The organism is Demequina sp. NBRC 110053, from assembly GCF_002090095.1.
Classification (GTDB): Bacteria; Actinomycetota; Actinomycetes; order Actinomycetales; family Demequinaceae; genus Demequina.
Genome location: NZ_BBRJ01000002.1, coordinates 1,806,352 through 1,822,179 on the forward strand (window position 1 = coordinate 1,806,352; position 15,828 = coordinate 1,822,179).

Annotated in this window: 15 protein-coding genes and 1 tRNA gene; 9 read left to right on the plus strand and 7 right to left on the minus strand. The window is 70.9% G+C overall.

What is annotated here, in order from left to right; translation table 11 throughout:
- Positions 1–132 precede the first annotated feature (132 nt).
- The 4 genes from B7K22_RS08500 to B7K22_RS08515 all read left to right on the plus strand — a co-directional run bounded on the left by B7K22_RS08500 (position 133) and on the right by B7K22_RS08515 (position 3,909).
- Positions 133–660: a PadR family transcriptional regulator gene (locus B7K22_RS08500; protein ID WP_084039480.1), complete on the plus strand. Its 528-nt coding sequence runs from the start codon at positions 133–135 to the stop codon at positions 658–660.
- Positions 653–1,336, plus strand: coding sequence for an ABC transporter ATP-binding protein (locus tag B7K22_RS08505; RefSeq protein ID WP_084039481.1), 684 nt, complete (start codon positions 653–655; stop codon positions 1,334–1,336). Before B7K22_RS08500 ends, B7K22_RS08505 begins: the two co-directional genes overlap by 8 nt.
- On the plus strand, positions 1,333–3,522 hold the full coding sequence (locus B7K22_RS08510) for an ABC transporter permease (RefSeq protein ID WP_084039482.1): 2,190 nt from the start codon (positions 1,333–1,335) through the stop codon (positions 3,520–3,522). Before B7K22_RS08505 ends, B7K22_RS08510 begins: the two co-directional genes overlap by 4 nt.
- 111 nt (positions 3,523–3,633) lie before the next feature.
- Entirely contained in the window at positions 3,634–3,909 is a 276-nt protein-coding gene (locus B7K22_RS08515) for a GlsB/YeaQ/YmgE family stress response membrane protein (RefSeq protein WP_084039483.1), read from the plus strand.
- A 90-nt stretch (positions 3,910–3,999) separates the two neighbouring features.
- Here B7K22_RS08515 and B7K22_RS08520 read toward each other — a convergent pair.
- Positions 4,000–4,072: transfer RNA gene (locus B7K22_RS08520), tRNA-His, on the minus strand.
- A 70-nt stretch (positions 4,073–4,142) separates the two neighbouring features.
- Positions 4,143–4,745, minus strand: a complete 603-nt coding sequence (gene orn, locus B7K22_RS08525) for an oligoribonuclease (protein ID WP_084039484.1) — start codon at positions 4,743–4,745, stop codon at positions 4,143–4,145.
- Positions 4,746–4,902: 157 nt separating this feature from the next.
- On the opposite strand from orn, the gene B7K22_RS08530 reads away from it, so the two are divergent.
- Genes B7K22_RS08530 through B7K22_RS08540 form a run of 3 tightly spaced genes read left to right on the plus strand, consistent with a single transcriptional unit; the run spans position 4,903 to position 6,907 of the window.
- Entirely contained in the window at positions 4,903–5,256 is a 354-nt protein-coding gene (locus tag B7K22_RS08530) for a GntR family transcriptional regulator (protein ID WP_084039485.1), read from the plus strand.
- Positions 5,253–6,149 carry an ABC transporter ATP-binding protein gene (locus B7K22_RS08535; protein WP_084039486.1) on the plus strand — a complete coding sequence of 299 codons (897 nt, stop codon included), beginning with the start codon at positions 5,253–5,255 and terminating at the stop codon, positions 6,147–6,149. Before B7K22_RS08530 ends, B7K22_RS08535 begins: the two co-directional genes overlap by 4 nt.
- Entirely contained in the window at positions 6,146–6,907 is a 762-nt protein-coding gene (locus B7K22_RS08540) for a hypothetical protein (RefSeq protein ID WP_084039487.1), read from the plus strand. The genes B7K22_RS08535 and B7K22_RS08540 overlap by 4 nt, the downstream gene beginning before the upstream one ends.
- Positions 6,908–7,006: 99 nt before the next feature.
- Here B7K22_RS08540 and B7K22_RS08545 read toward each other — a convergent pair whose 3' ends face one another.
- The 5 genes from B7K22_RS08545 to B7K22_RS08565 form a co-directional block, all read right to left on the minus strand.
- On the minus strand, positions 7,007–7,489 hold the full coding sequence (locus tag B7K22_RS08545; protein ID WP_084039488.1) for a hypothetical protein: 483 nt from the start codon (positions 7,487–7,489) through the stop codon (positions 7,007–7,009).
- 85 nt (positions 7,490–7,574) lie between these two features.
- Positions 7,575–9,629, minus strand: coding sequence for an acyltransferase family protein (locus tag B7K22_RS08550; protein ID WP_084039489.1), 2,055 nt, complete (start codon positions 9,627–9,629; stop codon positions 7,575–7,577).
- A gap of 86 nt (positions 9,630–9,715) precedes the next feature.
- Positions 9,716–11,737, minus strand: coding sequence for an acyltransferase family protein (locus B7K22_RS08555; RefSeq protein ID WP_084039490.1), 2,022 nt, complete (start codon positions 11,735–11,737; stop codon positions 9,716–9,718).
- A 196-nt stretch (positions 11,738–11,933) separates the two neighbouring features.
- The gene (locus B7K22_RS08560; RefSeq protein ID WP_084039491.1) at positions 11,934–13,025 is read right to left on the minus strand and encodes an NADH:flavin oxidoreductase/NADH oxidase; all 1,092 of its coding nucleotides are present in this window, start codon (positions 13,023–13,025) and stop codon (positions 11,934–11,936) included.
- A gap of 49 nt (positions 13,026–13,074) precedes the next feature.
- Positions 13,075–13,764, minus strand: a complete 690-nt coding sequence (locus B7K22_RS08565; protein ID WP_084039492.1) for a TetR/AcrR family transcriptional regulator — start codon at positions 13,762–13,764, stop codon at positions 13,075–13,077.
- 114 nt (positions 13,765–13,878) lie between these two features.
- On the opposite strand from B7K22_RS08565, the gene B7K22_RS08570 reads away from it, so the two are divergent.
- A complete protein-coding gene (locus B7K22_RS08570; RefSeq protein ID WP_084039493.1) occupies positions 13,879–14,577 on the plus strand; it encodes a DUF4386 domain-containing protein in 699 nt (232 codons plus the stop codon).
- A 182-nt stretch (positions 14,578–14,759) separates the two neighbouring features.
- Positions 14,760–15,758 carry an ABC transporter substrate-binding protein gene (locus B7K22_RS08575; RefSeq protein ID WP_084039494.1) on the plus strand — a complete coding sequence of 333 codons (999 nt, stop codon included), beginning with the start codon at positions 14,760–14,762 and terminating at the stop codon, positions 15,756–15,758.
- The last annotated feature ends 70 nt before the right edge of the window (positions 15,759–15,828 follow it).

Consider the following 15,828-nt stretch of genomic DNA (forward strand, 5'->3'; position numbering starts at 1 on the left):
CGATAGCCCGTCGTGGCCGCCGGCCCTGTCGTCGCGCGGATCGGGAGGCCCTGCGGCCATGCCGTCACGCTGAAGAAGATCAGGGGATCACCCCATGGAAACCAGGGTATACACAGAGCGTATAGTCGCGGCATGGACAAGTTGCCGGCCCTCCTGGGCCTCATGAGCGATCGGCCCACGCACGGCTATGACCTCAAGCATCGGTACGACGAGGTCTTCGCCGCCGGACGGCCCCTCGCGTTCGGCCAGCTCTACGCGACCATCGCGCGAATGCTGCGCGACGGGCTGATCGTCACCGCCGGAGCAGAGGTCGCCGAGGGTCCCGAGCGCAAGCGCTACGAGGTCACTGACCGGGGACGCGAGCACCTGCGTGCCTGGCTGCGCACCCCTGACGACCCGACCCCCGCCCTGCAGACCAACCTGTTCGCGAAGACCGTGCTCGCCCTCATGCTTCACGACGACGCCGAGGAGCTGCTCGACGTGCAGCGCGCTTCGCATCTGGCCCACATGCGCGCGCTCACGTCGGCGAAGGCAGCGGCCCCGCTGCTCGAGCGGCTCGCCATCGATCATGCGCTCTTCCAGATCGAGGCAGACCTGCGCTGGATCGACCTGACCGGCGCTCGCCTCACCGACATCCGCAAGGAGATCCACCATGGCTGACGCACTCATCAGCGCCTCGGGACTGCGCAAGTCCTTCGGTCCCACCGCGGCCCTCCGCGGCATCGACCTCGACGTCGCGCGTGGCGAGGTGCTCGCCGTGATGGGACCCTCGGGCTCGGGCAAGTCGACGCTCATCCACTGCCTCGCCGGGGTGCTCGCGCCCGATGAGGGCACGGTGACGATCGACGGCACCGATCTCACGTCCTTGAGCGCCGATGCGCGTGCCAGGTTCCGGTTGGAGCGCATCGGCTTCGTCTTCCAGTTCGGGCAGCTCCTGCCTGACCTGAGCGCGCGCGACAACGTCGCGCTGCCCCTGCTCATGGGAGGCGCGCGGCGGCGCGCCGCCGTAGCGACGGCCGACCACTGGCTCGGCAGGCTCGGTCTCGCCGACCAGGCCGGCAAGTCGCCTGGCGACATGTCGGGAGGCCAGGCGCAGCGAGTCGCGATCGCTCGCGCCCTCGCGACCGAGCCCTCGGTGGTCTTCGCGGACGAGCCCACGGGATCGCTGGACTCGCTGTCGGCGGAGACGGTGCTCGAGGCGATGCTCGAGGCGGCGCGCGAGTCGGCGACCACGGTCGTGCTCATCACGCACGACGCCCGCACAGCTGCGCACGCCGACCGCGAGGTCATCGTGCGCGACGGCCGGCTCAGTGGCGCCGCCGCGGTGGCGCGGTGACGGCCGCATCGGCTCGCCTGCTGCTGCTCGGCACCGCAGGCGCCGCGCGCCGGCTGGCGGGCATCGTCGCTGGCGTCGCAGTCGCGGTCGCGATGCTGATCGTGCTGCTGGGGACGTACCTGCACATGCCTGACCGCGACGAGCGGACCGCGTGGCAGGTGCTGGTGGGCGAGCGCCTCGAGACGTCGGCCGACGGCACCACGACCGCGCCGGATCCCACCACTGACCAGATGCTGATCGCCAGTCGCCAGGACTACGTGCACGGCCAGCTGGTGACGGTCACGGCCGCGGCGGTCTCACCCGCGACCGACGTCGCCTTCCCCCACGGGCTGGAACCGCTCGTGCCGGGACAGTTCTACGCGTCGCCTGCGGTCGCCGACATGATCGACCACCTGCCCGCCGACCAGTTCGCCGATCGCTATGGCGAGCTCGTCGGAACGCTGCCCGACGCGATGCTGCGAGGACCGGACGAGCGCTCGGTGCTGGTGGGCGCACCGTGGGAGACCGTGGCGTCCAACCCCAACGCGCGCGTGCAGCCGGGGTTCGACACGGTGGGTCAGCGCTACGACGTCACCACCTACCGCGTCATCCTCGCGATCGGGTCGATCGCGATGCTCGTGCCCATCGTGCTGCTGATCTCGATCGTGTCTCAGCTGGGAGCCGCCCAGCGGCGTGAGCGGCTCGCGACCGTGCGCCTCATCGGCGCCGGCCGGAGGGCTGTCGCGGGCCTGTCCGCGCTTGAGATGGGAGCCGCGACGGCAGCTGGCGCGGTGCTCGGCGTGCTGGCTGCGCTCCCGTTGCGCGCGGTCGCATCCACGCTGTCCATCAATGGCGCCCAGTCATTCCCGGCGGATCTCACCCCATCGCCGGCATGGGTGATCGCGACGATCGCGGGCGTCACGGTCCTGGGCGCCGCAGTGGCATGGTGGCAGGCCTACCGCGACGACGTCGGCGCCCCAGGGGCGAGCCGCGAGCGTGCGGAGAAGCGCGTGACCGGATGGCGAGTGACCACGCTCGGCGTCGGCCTGACCCTCTTCGCGGGCTCGGCCTGGGTCGCGAACACCTCTCCCGCGGCCTCTGCAGCGGCGGCAGTGGTGCTCATCGCGTCCTTCGCGGTCCTGACCTTCGGCATCATCATCGCCGGGCCGTGGCTCACGCGCGCCGTGAGCAGCGCGTACGGCAGGGTCGCCGCCCGCGCGTCGGCCGTGGTCGCGGCCGGCCGCCTCACCCGTCATCCGCGCTCGACCTTCCGCTCGGTCGCCGGGCTCGTCGCCGCAGTGTTCATCGTGAGCGTGTTCGCGGGCGTGGTGAGCTCGGTGCGGGCCATCACCGTGCCCTCGGAGGAGCCGGGCATGCTCTCGCTCGACGTGGTGCTTGCCCACGCCGACGCCGCGCACGCGGACGCGATGGTGGCTGCCGCACGCGACGCCGATGGCGTCGAGCGCGTCGTGGTCGGGTACCGGCCGGGCGATCCCGATGCCGCCGGCGTGGTCATGGACGCGCAGGATGCCCGCGCGATCGGCGCGACCGCCGTGCCGGACGCCGCCGCGGTCATGGTCGACACGTTCGCGATGCTGTGGGGCACGTCGCTCGACGTCGATGCGCAGGCACCGGTCCCCGAGCCCGCCGACGGCACCGAGGGGCTCGAGCCGGCGGTGGTGATGGCCGTGACGGACGGCTCGCCAGCGGCGATCGAACGTGCTCGCACGGCGCTCGACATCGCGGGCGACCGGTCGCTCGCGCCCACCTCCCGCACGGACGCGGCCGCTGGCGGCGCAGCGGACATCACCCAGGAGCTCGCGGTTCTCGCGTACATCGGCATGGCCATCGCGATCGGCATCTCAGCGCTCGCGCTCGCGGTCGCGACCATCGCCGCCGCCCTCGAGCGACGCCGGACGTTCGGCCTGCTCCGGCTCGCCGGCATGCCGGTGGCGCAGCTGCGCGGCGTGGTGGCGACCGAGGCTGCAGTGCCCCTCGCGTCGACCCTGGTCGCATCGGCAGGTCTGGGGTTCCTGGTGGCCTGGATTCTGGTCATCACGTTGGGCAACGGGCTCGAGTTCACGTGGCCGGATGGCCGCTACTGGGTGGCTCTCGTGGGCTCGACGGCCTTGGCCGCGCTCGCGGTCGCAGCATCGTTCGGAACCGTGAGGCGCTCGACGGAGATCGACTCGACGCGGTTCGAGTGACGCGCTGCGCTCGGCGAGGGATCGCCGGCCCTCGCCGAGCACCAGCGAGCCCCCGGCGATAGCCTTCGAGGGACGGCGACCACTCCGACCCGGCGCCGGGAGGGGAAGGCCATGGGATTCTGGGACATCATCGGGCTCATCTTCGCGGGACTCGTCGTGGGCGCGCTCGCTCGGCTGTTCCTCAGGGGCCGGCAGGACATCAGCATGATCGTCACGATCCTGCTGGGAATCGCCGGTTCGCTCGCGGGCGCGTGGCTGTGGCGATGGCTCGGCGGGTCGGACACCTTCGGCATCGACTGGATCGCGTTCTTCATCGGCATCGCGGTCGCGGCTCTCCTGATCACCATCTACGTGGCGATCCGCGCCAAGGCGCGCGGCCGAGACTGAGCGCGGCGCCGCGGTGGCGCCCGCAAAGAGAGGAAGGGCCCTCCCTGACGGGAGAGCCCTTCCGAGTCCGTCGTCGACGGACAGCACACGGGTGGCTAACGGGACTTGAACCCGCGACCCTCGCGACCACAACGCGATGCTCTACCACCTGAGCTATAGCCACCATCGGCCCACTCGCGAGGGCCGACGACGATCATACCGTGTCCACTCGACTCACCGAAACTCTGGAGAACCTACGCGGGCGCGGCGACCTTCGCAGCGGCCTGCTTGGCTGCGTCCGAGTCCGGGCCGGGCAGGGGGGCGAGAATCGTCTCGCGGTAGTAGCGGAGCTCGCGGATGGAGTCGTGGATGTCGCCGAGCGCGCGGTGGCCGCCGGTCTTGGCGGGGGCGTTGAAGAACACCCGCGGGTACCAGCGCCGGACGAGCTCCTTGATGGAGCTGACGTCGACCACGCGGTAGTGGAGGTGGCCCATGAGGTCGGGCATGTCGCGCTCGAGGAAGCGGCGGTCCATGCCAACCGTGTTGCCGGCGAGCGGGACCTTGCCGGCGACGGGCACGTGCTCCTTGACATAGGCGAGCACCTGGGCCTGCGCATCGGCCATCGTCACGCCACCCTCGAGCTCAGGGAGCAGCCCGGACTGGACGTGCATGGACCGTACGAAGTCGCTCATCTGATCGAGCGCTCCCGCGGGCGGCCGGATCACCACCTGGACGCCCTCTCCCAGGATGGTGAGTTCCGCGTCAGTGACGAGGCAGGCGACCTCGATCAGCGCGTCCGCCTCCGTGTCGAGGCCCGTCATCTCGCAGTCGATCCAGACCAGGGGAGTGTCAGACATGCCCCCACTCTATTGCGGGGCGCAGACGCCGTCCGTCGGCCCCCTCCCCCGAGGTCCTTTCCCGCGGGGTTGACATCCTCCGGTCGGACATGGTTACTTAGTTACTGGACTAACTAACCAATGAACATCACGACGAACCGAACTGGAGCGCGACCCCATGGACGAAGGCCGGCCCCTCTTCCTCCAGATCGCCGATGCGCTGGAGGGGCAGATCCTCGACGGCACCCTGCCGGAGGAGTCCCAGGTGCCGTCCATCAACGAGCTGGCCGCGTTCCATCGCATCAATCCCGCCACGGCACTCAAGGGGGTGAACCTTCTGGTGGACTCGACCATCCTCTACAAGCGGCGAGGCATCGGGATGTTCGTCTCGCCGGGGGCGAGGGACCGACTCCTCGCCGACCGGCGCGCCGACTTCGCCGAGGGCCACGTCCGGCCGCTCATCGAGCGGGCCAAGGCGCTCGGCCTCACCGCACAGCAACTGCACGACCTCATCGACAAGGAGATGACATGACCGCGATCGTCGAGGTCGAGGACCTCACCAAGCGCTTTGGCCGCGTGACGGCCGTCGACCACGCCACCTTCTCGCTGGAGGAGGGCGGCATCCATGGGCTGCTGGGCCGCAACGGCGCCGGCAAGACCACCCTGATGGGTCTGCTCACGGGCCAGGAGTTCGCCACGTCGGGCGAGGCCCGCATCTTCGGCGAGGGTCCCGTCGAGAACGCGCGGGCCCTGCGCCGCGTGTGCTTCATCAAGGAGTCGCAGGTCTACCCGGACGACTTCCAGGGCAAGCACGTGCTGCGGGCCGCGCCGTGGTTCTTCGACAACTGGGACCAGCAGTTCGCCGAGCGCCTCGTGGACGTGTTCAAGGTGCCGCTCGACCGCAAGATGAAGAAGCTCTCGCGCGGCCAGCGCAGCGCCATCGGCGTCATCGTGGGACTCGCCTCGCGCGCGGAGCTGACGTTCCTCGACGAGCCCTACGCTGGCCTCGACGCCGTCGCGCGGCACCGCTTCTATGACGTGCTGCTCGAGGACTACACGGCTCACCCTCGCACGGTCGTGCTGTCGACGCACCTCATCGATGAGGCGGCCGACCTGCTCCAGCGGGTGGTCGTCATCGACGAGGGCCGCATCGTCATCGATGCGGACGCCGACGAGCTGCGGGGGTCGGCGACCACGCTCGTGGGCAAGGCGAGCGCGGTGGACTCCTTCGCGGCCGGCCGCACGGTCGTGGACCGGACCACGCTCGGCGGCATCGCCTCGGTGACCGTGGCGGGCCTCAGCAGCGATGACCGCCGTGCCGCCGCATCGGCCGGGCTCGAGGCCACTGCGGTGTCGCTGCAGGAGCTGATCGTGAGCCGCACCGGCGGCACCGACACCGACGACCAGGAGAGGGGGGCGGCATGACCGCCATCGACCACACACCGACCATCGCGCCCGCGCCGCGCCGCGTGCTCAACGTGATGCGACTGCACGTCGCGAATCCGTTTCCCACCCTCGCCCTGCCGTGGCTCATCACCGCGGCGATCTTCGCCGTCAACCTCGCGATCTGGCTCATGATCGCCAATGCCGCCGGGGGCGTCGACAACCTCGAGTCCGATGCCTTCCAGTACAACGGGGGCATCTCGTGGATCGTCTTCTTCATGACCGTGGTCGCGGTGCAGGCGATGAACCTGACGTTCCGATTCGCGCTGGGCTTCTCCGTCACCCGCCGCGTCTACTACGTGGGGACGGCGCTGTACTTCGTCGCGCTGTCGCTGCTGTACTCGCTGGGCATCACGGTGCTCGCCGCCATCGAGCGGGCGACCGACGGCTGGGGCCTGGGGGCGGCGTTCTTCGCGCCGTGGGGCCTGAGCAGCGAGCCGCTCCTGCTCGTGTGGTTCCTCTATCTCATGGCGATGCTGCTGTTCTTCTTCCTGGGCGCCGCGGTCGCGACCGTGTGGGTGCGGTGGGGGGCATACGGCCTCTATGCGTTCTTCATCGGGCTGGCGTTCCTGGTGGTGGGCGGAGCATGGCTGGTCACCGCGACCGACAGCTGGGGGGACGTCGGCGCGTTCTTCGCCACCACCCCGCTCGCGCAGATCGCGGCGTGGACCCTTCCGGTCACTCTGCTGTGCGGGCTGCTCGGCTACGTCTTCCTCCGCAAGGCGACGCCTCAAGGCTGAGGAGCGCTGAGGCTGCTCCTCCAGCCGCGGCCAGGGCCGATGCGCACGCACCCGGGTGCGTGCGCATCGGCCCTGTCGTCTGTCCCGGGAGTCCGGGGGTCAGGACGAGGGGGCAGCACCGCCTTCCGGCATGACGATGACCGTCAGCAGGCCGGCGTCGGATCCTGGCTGGGCCGCCCACGCCACATCCACCACATGCGCCCCGTCGCTCAGTCGCTGGGCGGTGACGGACCCCGCCACGGCGACGTCCTGATCGATCGCGAAGCCTGCCTCCTCGAGCGCGGCGACGTAGTCGGTCATCTCGAGCGAGGGTCCGGTCGCCGCGACGGTCCAGCCCGCACCCGTCGCCGCCGCGGCCGCGAGCTCGCCTGCGGGAGCGGGAAGGCCGGCGGGCCAGTCCTCAGGGAGAGTCGCGCCATCGCCGAGATCGACGGAGACGCCGCCGCCGGTGACCTCGTCCAACGCCTGCTGCGCGGCGTCCCCGGCGAACTCGCTCGCGGCTCCCTCGAGCCCCTCGGCCGAGCAGCCGGCGAGGAGAGCGACGGACAGGGTGGTGGCGGCTGCGGTGGCGGCCAGGCGCATGAGCGACTCCTTCGTGCTGCGGGTTACCGCTCTCAACGATCCTGGGACGCAAGGCGTTCCGCGCCGGCCGCGAGCGCGACGGGCCTCACGAGGAGCCGACCACGCAGGACGGCGCAGGTGTCCCGGAGCTGGGGTACGCGACTGCCAGCGCGTTCGCGATGCGCGCGCCACGCTCCACGTAGCCCGCGGTCGTGTAGTGGATGCGGTCCGACCCGAACCACGCGTCCTGCACCTCCGCGCGCCAGTCGTAGACACGGAGATTCGGGTAGCGGTCGCAGGCGTCGCGCAGGGCGTCGTTCATCTCGATCATGCCCGAGTCCTGGTACGGCCCTGCGTCCCGCAGCGTCTTGACGGTGGGCCACATCACCGGGTCGTCGCCCACCTTCTCCATGATCAGGTCGATGCGCTCGGGCAGGGGGTAGGCGCCCCCGACGGCCTGGTTCGCGACCTCGTTGATGCCCATCGCGATGACCCAGCAGCCCTCATACCCGGCATCGACACGCTGCTGCACGGCCTCCTGAGCGTTGGGCTGCCCCTTCCACCTCTCGACGATGGAGCGCGCACCGAGCACGTCGGTGTCGACGTCCTGGACGCCCACGCGGTGGTACTGGGCTGGGATCTGGTCCTCCTCCGGCGTGCCCTCGCCCACGAGCCCGAGGGAGGTGGAGTCGCCGACGTGGACCACGGAGGTGCACGAGGTCAAGCCGTCGGGCGCGGCGGTGGGCTCGGGAGTGGGCTCCGCAGAAGGTCCCGGGTCGGGCTCTGCGGTGGCTCCGGGCGTCGGCGACGGTGCGGAAGTGGGCGTCGGCGCGCTCGACGTCGACGTCACCGACGTGGCCTCGGTGAGCGGCAGATCGGCGGCGCGACCGGGGTGGGGAACGAGCGCCACCGCGAGCACGCCGATCGCGAGGCCGAAGGCTCCGGTCACCACCACGGCGCGTCCGCGCTCAGCGGAGGCGACGTCGCCCTCGCTGCGGTGGTGCGCGGTGCTGATGCCGCGCGTGCGGGGACGGGTCGCCGCACGCGAGAATGCGCCCGTCAGTCCGTAGCGGCGGATCGGGTCCTCGAGCCAGCGCCAGCTGCCTTCCGCGATCGCGATGGTGATGGCCAGCGCGACCAGCAGGCGCAGCCACGCACGACCGCCGAACAGGTCGATAGGCAGGATCACGAGGATGGGCAGGTGCCACAGGTAGATCCCATAGGAGCGCTCGCCGAGCCACCGCAGCGGCTCCCAGCCCAGCAGGGTCCCCAGCCAGGAGCGAGCGTACGACGCGGCCGCGACGACGGCCACGGACGCGAACGACAGCGCGAGCAGCCCCCACGAGTACAGGCTCAAGTCGTACTCGTCGACGGTCACCATCAGCCACACGATGGCGGCCAGGCCGAGGGCGCCCGCGATCTCAAGGAGCCATGGCGCGCGTTCGCGCCGGGGTGCGCTCATGAGCGTGCCGTCGCCGCCCGCGCGCGCCCGCATGGCGATCGCGACCATCGCGCCGATGAGCAAACCGCCCGCGCGAGTGTCCGTGCCCTCGTAGGCGCGGGTGTTGTCGAAGCCAGGCTCGGCGATCGCCCACAGCAGGACGAAGGAGCCGACGGCCAGGGCAGCCGTCGCGGCAGCGGTGCGGCGGTAGCCGCCCTTGAACAGCGTGAGCAGCCCCAGCAGGATCAGCGGCCATACGATGTAGAACTGCTCCTCGACGGCCAGTGACCACAGGTGGTCGAAGGGGGTCGGGTCAGAGAAGCGGTCGAAGTAGCTCTGGTCCGAGGTGATCGTGTCCCAGTTGGACATGTACAGCAGTCCAGCGATGGCCTCGTGGATGGCGGCGTGGAGGTGCTCCGGCCGCGTCAGCGCCGTCGCGATCACCACGACCACGAGCATGACGACGAGAGCCGGCAGAAGCCGGCGCGCGCGTCTCAGCCAGAAGTGCGCGAGGCCAAGGTTGCCGCGCCGCTCCCATGAGGACAGCAGGATCGAGGTGATGAGGAAGCCGCTGAGCGTGAAGAACACGCCCACGCCCATGAGCCCGCCTGGCATCCAGGTCATGCCGACGTGGAAGGCGATCACGCCGAGCACTGCGATGGCACGAATGCCGTCCAGACCTGGACGGTAGGCGGAGCTGTCTCCTACGGGGCGAGGCATGGAACCTCCGTGGTGAGGCGGGACGGTGTCGTCGCCTCATTGTGGCGACAGAAGACACGCATCGGCACCGCGCCGCGCCGCGCGCGTCAGCCGGAACCGACCGTGCAGCCTGCCGCGGGACCGGCTCCCTTGGGGAACGCGACGGCCAGCGCGTTCGCGATGCGCGCGCCACGCTCCACGTAGCCCGCGGTCGTGTAGTGGATGCCGTCCGACTGGAACCAGTCTTTGCTCACCTCGGAACGCCAGTCGTAGATCCGTAGCGACGGGCGTGCCTCGCACGCCTGCGCGAGCGCGGCGTTGAACTCCTTCATCCCCGCATCGGCATAGGCGCCGGCGTCGAGGGTGGTCACCGCGTTGACCCACAGGACGGGGTCATCGCCCGTCAGCGACAGGATGCGTTGGATGCGCTCGCCGACGGGATGCGCGCCGCCGACCGCCTGGTTGGCGGCCTCATTGATGCCCATCGCAATGACCCAGCAGCCCTCGAAGCCCGCCCTGACCCGTTCCCGGACGGCATCCTCGGCATTCGGCTCGCCCTTGAAGCGCTCGACGATCGAGCGGGCCCCACGCACGTCCGTGTCGACCGAGCCGACTCCCACACGCGCGTACTGCGCGGCGATCTGCTTGTCGTGCGGCGTTCCCTCGCCCACGAGTCCGAGGGATGTCGAGTCGCCGACATGGACCACCGACGCGCAGCTCGTGCGCGGCCCCGAGAACGTCACCTCGACGCGCGCGGCATCGTCGCGCGGCTGGGCGCTCGGCGCCGCCGCGACCGGCGGCAGCACGGGCGGGGCGGTGGCCGCTGCGGGCGTCGGCTCGATGACGTGGGGAGCGGCCGATGCGGTGGTCACCGCTCGCTCGACGCGCACGGTCAGTGCCACCGCGGCACCCGTGGAAGCGACCACGACGGTCGCGGCGATCGCGGTCGACGCGAGCACGCGGCGGGCCAGCGTCGCCTCGGGCGCGACCCGCGCTCCGGCGGACTCGCCCCAAGCACGCAGGCGCCGTGCGACGGCGGCGAGCCACCACCGCAGTCCGCGCACGCGTATCGGGTCCTCGAGCCATCGCCAGCTCGCCCATGCCAGGACCAGGGTGAGCGGCACAGCCACGGCGGCCGTCCACGCGCCGAGCGCGGCGGGCAGGAACGCGATGACGGGCATGTGCCAGAGGTAGATGCCGTACGAGCGCTCGCCCAGCCAGCGCATCGGCGTGGCAGAGAGCAGCCAGCCCACGGCGCCGCGACGGTAGGACGCCGCGGCGACCACCACGGCCGTCGCGAGCGACAGGGCCGCGAGCCCGCCGCCATACAGCGACATCGCATAGGCGTCGGTGGTCGCGAACTTCCACACCACGACGCCGAGCGAGACGAGTCCCAGGGCGTCGAGCCACCACGGCGCGCGCTCTCGCACCGGAGCGTCGCTCTCGGATCGGGAGGCGGCCATCGCGACCGCGAGCGCGGCCCCCACCAGCAGCCCGCCCGCGCGGGTGTCCGTGCCCTGGTAGACGCGCGTGTGGTCGAAGCCTGGCTCGGCGAGCAGCCACATCGCGAGGAACGACGCCGCGGCGAGGCCCATCGTCGCACCCGCCACCCGCCACAGGCGCCGTCGCGTGAGGGCGATGAGGCCGAGCAGGAGGAGCGGCCACAGCAGGTAGAACTGCTCCTCGATCGCGAGCGACCACAGGTGGTCGAGGGGGCCGGGGCCGGAGAAGCGATCGAAGTAGGACTCGCCCGCCGCGATGGTGGTCCAGTTCGACACGTAGAGCAGTCCGGCGACCGCCTCCCGCAGACGGGTCATGCCGTCCGCGGGCGCGACGATCGCCGTCACGCCGAGCGTGACGGCGACGACCGCCACGAGAGCTGGGACGAGGCGTCGCGCGCGGCGCAGCCAGAAAGAGCCGAGGTCGACGGCGCCGCGCTCGCGCCACGCGCGCACCAGGATCGAGGTGATGAGGAAACCGCTGAGCGTGAAGAACACTCCCACGCCCATGAGACCTCCTGGAGCCCACGGGGCGCCCAGGTGGTACGCTACGACGCCGGCGACGGCGAGCGCTCTGAGCCCGTCGAGGCCGGCGCGATAGGTGGCTTGCGAGCCCACCGGTCGCGGCATGCGGTGTTCCTTCTCGTGCGAGCGCCCGGACAGGGCGCGGGCACAAGTATCGCCGCTCGGAGGCCGCGAGCGTGACGCGCCGCGCGTGCGCGCGCGGAATGTCACACGGGCCGGCCGGGGCTGCGCGCGTCCTGCTCGCGATGGCGCGCAGTCCGGTTCGACGAGGGGGTGGCCGGCGCCGCCGTCGATGTGCCTGCTAGGGGCGCGCAGCGAAGGTGCCGCGCGCGTATTGGAACGGCCAGTAGTCGATCTCGTGGCCGAGCTCGTGGGCGGCGCGGAGCGCGAAGTGCGGGTCACGGAGGAACTCCCGGCCGGCCATCACGGCGTCCGCCTGGCCGGAGGCGACGATGTGCTCGGCCAGGTGCGGCTCGGTGACGAGCCCGACGGCGCACGTGGGGATCTCCGCCTGCTCTCGCACGGTGGCCGCGAAGGGCACCTGGTAGCCGGGACCGACCGGGATCGCGGCGTCCGCAACGTTGCCGCCGGTGGAGACGTCGACGAGGTCAGCGCCAGCCGCCTTCGCCCAGCCGGAGACCTCGACGGTCTGCTCGAGGGTCCAGCCCTCGGGCTCCTTCCAGTCGGTCGCTGACAGCCTCACGAAGACCGGCACGTCAGCGCCCGCCGCGCTGCGCACCTCGCGGATCACCTCAAGCAGCAGCCGCGCGCGGCCTGCGAGGTCGCCGCCGTAGTCGTCCGTGCGATCGTTGCTGAGCGGGGAGAGGAACTCGTGTATGAGGTAGCCGTGCGCGCCGTGGACCTCGAGCATCTCGAAGCCGGCGTCGACCGCCCGACGAGCGGCCGCGCCGAAGGCGGCAACGGCATCGGCTATCTGCTGCTGGCTCATCGCCACCGGCGCCGCCAGGCCAGGAAAGCCCAGCGTCGACGGTCCCAGCGGATCCCAGCCGCCCTCGTGGCGGGCGACGGCGCCGCGGCCCTCGAGGCCGCGATGAGTCGACGCCTTCCGGCCCGCGTGGGCGAGCTGGATGCCGGGCACCGAGCCCTGGCCGCGAATGAATGCTGCGATGCGGCTCCAGGCGTCGCGCTGGTCATCGTTCCAGATGCCGGTGTCCCACGGGCTGATGCGGCCCTCGGGGAGCACGGCGGTCGCCTCGGTCATCACGAGCCCGGCCCCGCCCCGCGCCATGCCGCCCAGGTTGACCAGGTGCCAGTCGGTGGGCACGCCGTCCTTGTCCTCGACGGAGTACTGGCACATGGGGGCGACCCACAGGCGGTTGCGGAAGGTGGTGGCGCGCACGCTCAGCGGCTGGAAGAGGGCGGGGGTGGTCATGGCAGGCGAACGTACCCGATGCACCCCGGATTCCCGCAGGTGGTCCACGTCACGGGGGCGACGTCCCGGCCGTCCAGCCTGCGCGGTGGAGGCGCTCGGCGCCATCGAGCAGCAGGTCAACGGCGAATGCGAACTCTGCCGCGTCGTCGCAGCCCGGGCCGACGGTGGTGCCGTCGTCGTGCCGGGCCGAGGCGGCGGACTCGAGGACGCCCGGCCAGCGCTCGGCCATGAGCGCTAGCGTCTCAGGGTCCGGGCCCGCTGCGGGCGGCGAAGGGGAGGCGAACACCTCCTGGCTGAAGCCCCACAGGCGCGAGCCGAGCGTGTGCATCATGTGGTGGGTGAGGTCCACCGACACGCCTCCATCGCGCAGCACCCGAATCATCCGTTCCATGTGGTCGAGCACCGCCGGGCTCGGGAGGGTGCGCGTCTCGAGGGCTCTCCACGCCCACGGGTGGGCGAGCATGACCGCGCGCGCCTGCAGGATCAGGGCGCGAGCGCGCTCCGGCCACGGACCCGCTGCCGGGGGCGGCCCGATCTCGGCGACGACGGCGTCGACCATCGCGTCGAGCAGCTCGTCCTTCCCGCGGACGTGCTTGTACAGCGCCATCGGGACCACGCCGAGGCGGTCCGCCAGCGCGCGCATGCTGAGGGCCTCGAGTCCGTCGTCGTCAGCCGCCTGCAGAGCCTCGCGCAGCACGCGTTCGCGGCTGAGGGGGGCTCGTCGTGCGTGATCCGCCATGTCCTTCCGCCCCCTCTGTTCATTGCACGTCCGCTTGACGGTGTACGCCCTACACCTTACGCTTCAGTCGTCGAGGTGTACGCCGTACACCATGCCGAGTCTCGAGGAGCCTTCATGACCACCGACCGTCGCCTCAGCGTCCTCGCGGGCGCGAGCTACCTGCTGACCCACTTCACCTCCGTGGGTGCCGTCGTCCTGTACGGGCCGATGCTGACCGTCCCTGGGTGGGCCGCCCAGGCTGGCTCCGGCCCCCTTCAGCTGCTCGGCGCCCTGCTCGACGTGGTGCTCGCCGTCGGCATCGTCGGCACCGCCGTGTTCCTGCTGCCGCTTGTGCGACGCCGCACGCTCGTCGGAGCCGCGGGCTATCTCAGCCTGCGGGGCGTGGAGGCGGCGGTGGTGCTCATGGGTGCCGCCGCGGTGATGGCCGCCGTGTCGATGCGCGCGGCCGGCGCGGACCCCGCGGGAGCCGGGGCCATGGTCGCGCTCTACGACATGGCGTTCCTGGTGGGTCCCGGCTTGATCGTGCCCGTGCACACGGTGCTGCTGGCGACCGTGCTGTGGCGCTACCGGCTCACGCCGCGCCTGATTCCCCTGCTGGGGTTCGTGGGCGGCCCGCTGGTGCTGGCGTCGAACCTGACGGTGCTGTTCGGGGTGCAGGACCAGGTCTCCGCGCTCGTGGCGCTCGCGGCGGTGCCGGTCTTCGCGTGGGAGATCTCCCTGGCGTCCTTCCTCATCGCGCGAGGCCTGCGCGGCGACGTGGCCGCGCGCGGTGATGGGGCGAATGTGAGTGCTCTCGCGGCGCGAACCACGTGAGGATGCGACCGCGTGATTCCGCGCGGTTGAAGGTTCACATCCGTTATGGAAACGTGATGCACGAGGCTTGCGCGCCCCCCAAATGTGAGCGCTAATATGACGAACGCGGGCCGCAGCGCGGCTCCGAGGGAAACCCAAGCACCCGGCAGAGGCGCCGGGGCAGAACGAGGAGGTTCTGAAGCATGAAGAAGAGTTTTCTTTCCACGATCGCGTTCGCCGGAGCGGCCGCCTTCGCACTGACGGCGTGCTCGTCCGACTCGGGAGAGACCGCCGAGGGCTCGGAGGACCCGGGCAGTGCAGGCGACGAGCTGATTACGGTGGGCTTTGCCCAGACCGGCTCTGAGTCGGGCTGGCGCAGCGCGAACACCGAGTCCATGCAGACTGCGTTCTCCGAGGAGAACGGATTCGAGCTGATCTTCAACGCGGCCGACAACGACCCGGCCGCGCAGATCAGCGCGGTGCGCAACTTCATCAACCAGGGTGTCGACGCCATCGTGCTGGCGCCCATCGTCGAGGACGGTTGGGATGATGTCCTGCAGGAGGCCGCGGACGCGGACATCCCTGTGATCCTCGAGGACCGCACCGTCTCCGCTTCGGAGGACCTCTACGAGGCCTGGGTGGGACTGGACTTCTACAAGGAAGGCGTGATGGCAGGCGAGTGGGCGGCCGAGCAGTTCGGCGACACGCCCACCAGGATGGTCGTCCTGGAGGGCACCACTGGCTCGGCTCCCGCGAACGACCGAGCCGCCGGCTTCAACGAGGCTATCGCCGGCACCGCGATCGAGACCATCGATTCGCAGACCGGTGACTTCACTCGCGACGGCGGCAAGGCGGTCATGGAGGGTTACATCGCCAACTACGGGATCGACAACATCGATCTTCTCTACGCGCACAACGACGACATGGGCCTAGGCGCCATCGAGGCGATCGAGGCCGCGGGCGGCGTCCCCGGCGAGGACATCACGATCATCACGATCGACGCTGTCAAGGATGGCATGCAGGCGCTCGTCGACGGCAAGATCAACTTCATCGTCGAGTGCAACCCACTGCTGGGCGACCTCGCTGCGCAGCTCGTCAAGGACGTGCTCGCTGGCGAGGAGGTCGAGAAGACGGTTTACGTCGAGGACCAGACCTTCACCCAGGAGCAGGCTGCGGAGGTCATCGACTCCCGCCTCTACTGAGTCCGGGCACTAGCCTGGCACTCAGCGGATCACCCGTTCGCCGAGGGTGCGGTCTCGCGATCGCGCCCTC

What these genes read in the sequence shown, in the direction of transcription:
- orn (WP_084039484.1), bottom strand. Translation starts at nt 4,745, where the DNA reads ATGTCTGACACTCCCCTGGTCTGGATCGACTGCGAGATGACGGGCCTC.
- B7K22_RS08530 (WP_084039485.1), top strand. Translation starts at nt 4,903, where the DNA reads ATGGACGAAGGCCGGCCCCTCTTCCTCCAGATCGCCGATGCGCTGGAG.
- B7K22_RS08505 (WP_084039481.1), top strand. Translation starts at nt 653, where the DNA reads ATGGCTGACGCACTCATCAGCGCCTCGGGACTGCGCAAGTCCTTCGGT.
- B7K22_RS08555 (WP_084039490.1), bottom strand. Translation starts at nt 11,737, where the DNA reads ATGCCGCGACCGGTGGGCTCGCAAGCCACCTATCGCGCCGGCCTCGAC.
- B7K22_RS08575 (WP_084039494.1), top strand. Translation starts at nt 14,760, where the DNA reads ATGAAGAAGAGTTTTCTTTCCACGATCGCGTTCGCCGGAGCGGCCGCC.
- B7K22_RS08540 (WP_084039487.1), top strand. Translation starts at nt 6,146, where the DNA reads ATGACCGCCATCGACCACACACCGACCATCGCGCCCGCGCCGCGCCGC.
- B7K22_RS08560 (WP_084039491.1), bottom strand. Translation starts at nt 13,025, where the DNA reads ATGACCACCCCCGCCCTCTTCCAGCCGCTGAGCGTGCGCGCCACCACC.
- B7K22_RS08500 (WP_084039480.1), top strand. Translation starts at nt 133, where the DNA reads ATGGACAAGTTGCCGGCCCTCCTGGGCCTCATGAGCGATCGGCCCACG.
- B7K22_RS08515 (WP_084039483.1), top strand. Translation starts at nt 3,634, where the DNA reads ATGGGATTCTGGGACATCATCGGGCTCATCTTCGCGGGACTCGTCGTG.
- B7K22_RS08565 (WP_084039492.1), bottom strand. Translation starts at nt 13,764, where the DNA reads ATGGCGGATCACGCACGACGAGCCCCCCTCAGCCGCGAACGCGTGCTG.
- B7K22_RS08535 (WP_084039486.1), top strand. Translation starts at nt 5,253, where the DNA reads ATGACCGCGATCGTCGAGGTCGAGGACCTCACCAAGCGCTTTGGCCGC.
- B7K22_RS08550 (WP_084039489.1), bottom strand. Translation starts at nt 9,629, where the DNA reads ATGCCTCGCCCCGTAGGAGACAGCTCCGCCTACCGTCCAGGTCTGGAC.
- B7K22_RS08570 (WP_084039493.1), top strand. Translation starts at nt 13,879, where the DNA reads ATGACCACCGACCGTCGCCTCAGCGTCCTCGCGGGCGCGAGCTACCTG.
- B7K22_RS08545 (WP_084039488.1), bottom strand. Translation starts at nt 7,489, where the DNA reads ATGCGCCTGGCCGCCACCGCAGCCGCCACCACCCTGTCCGTCGCTCTC.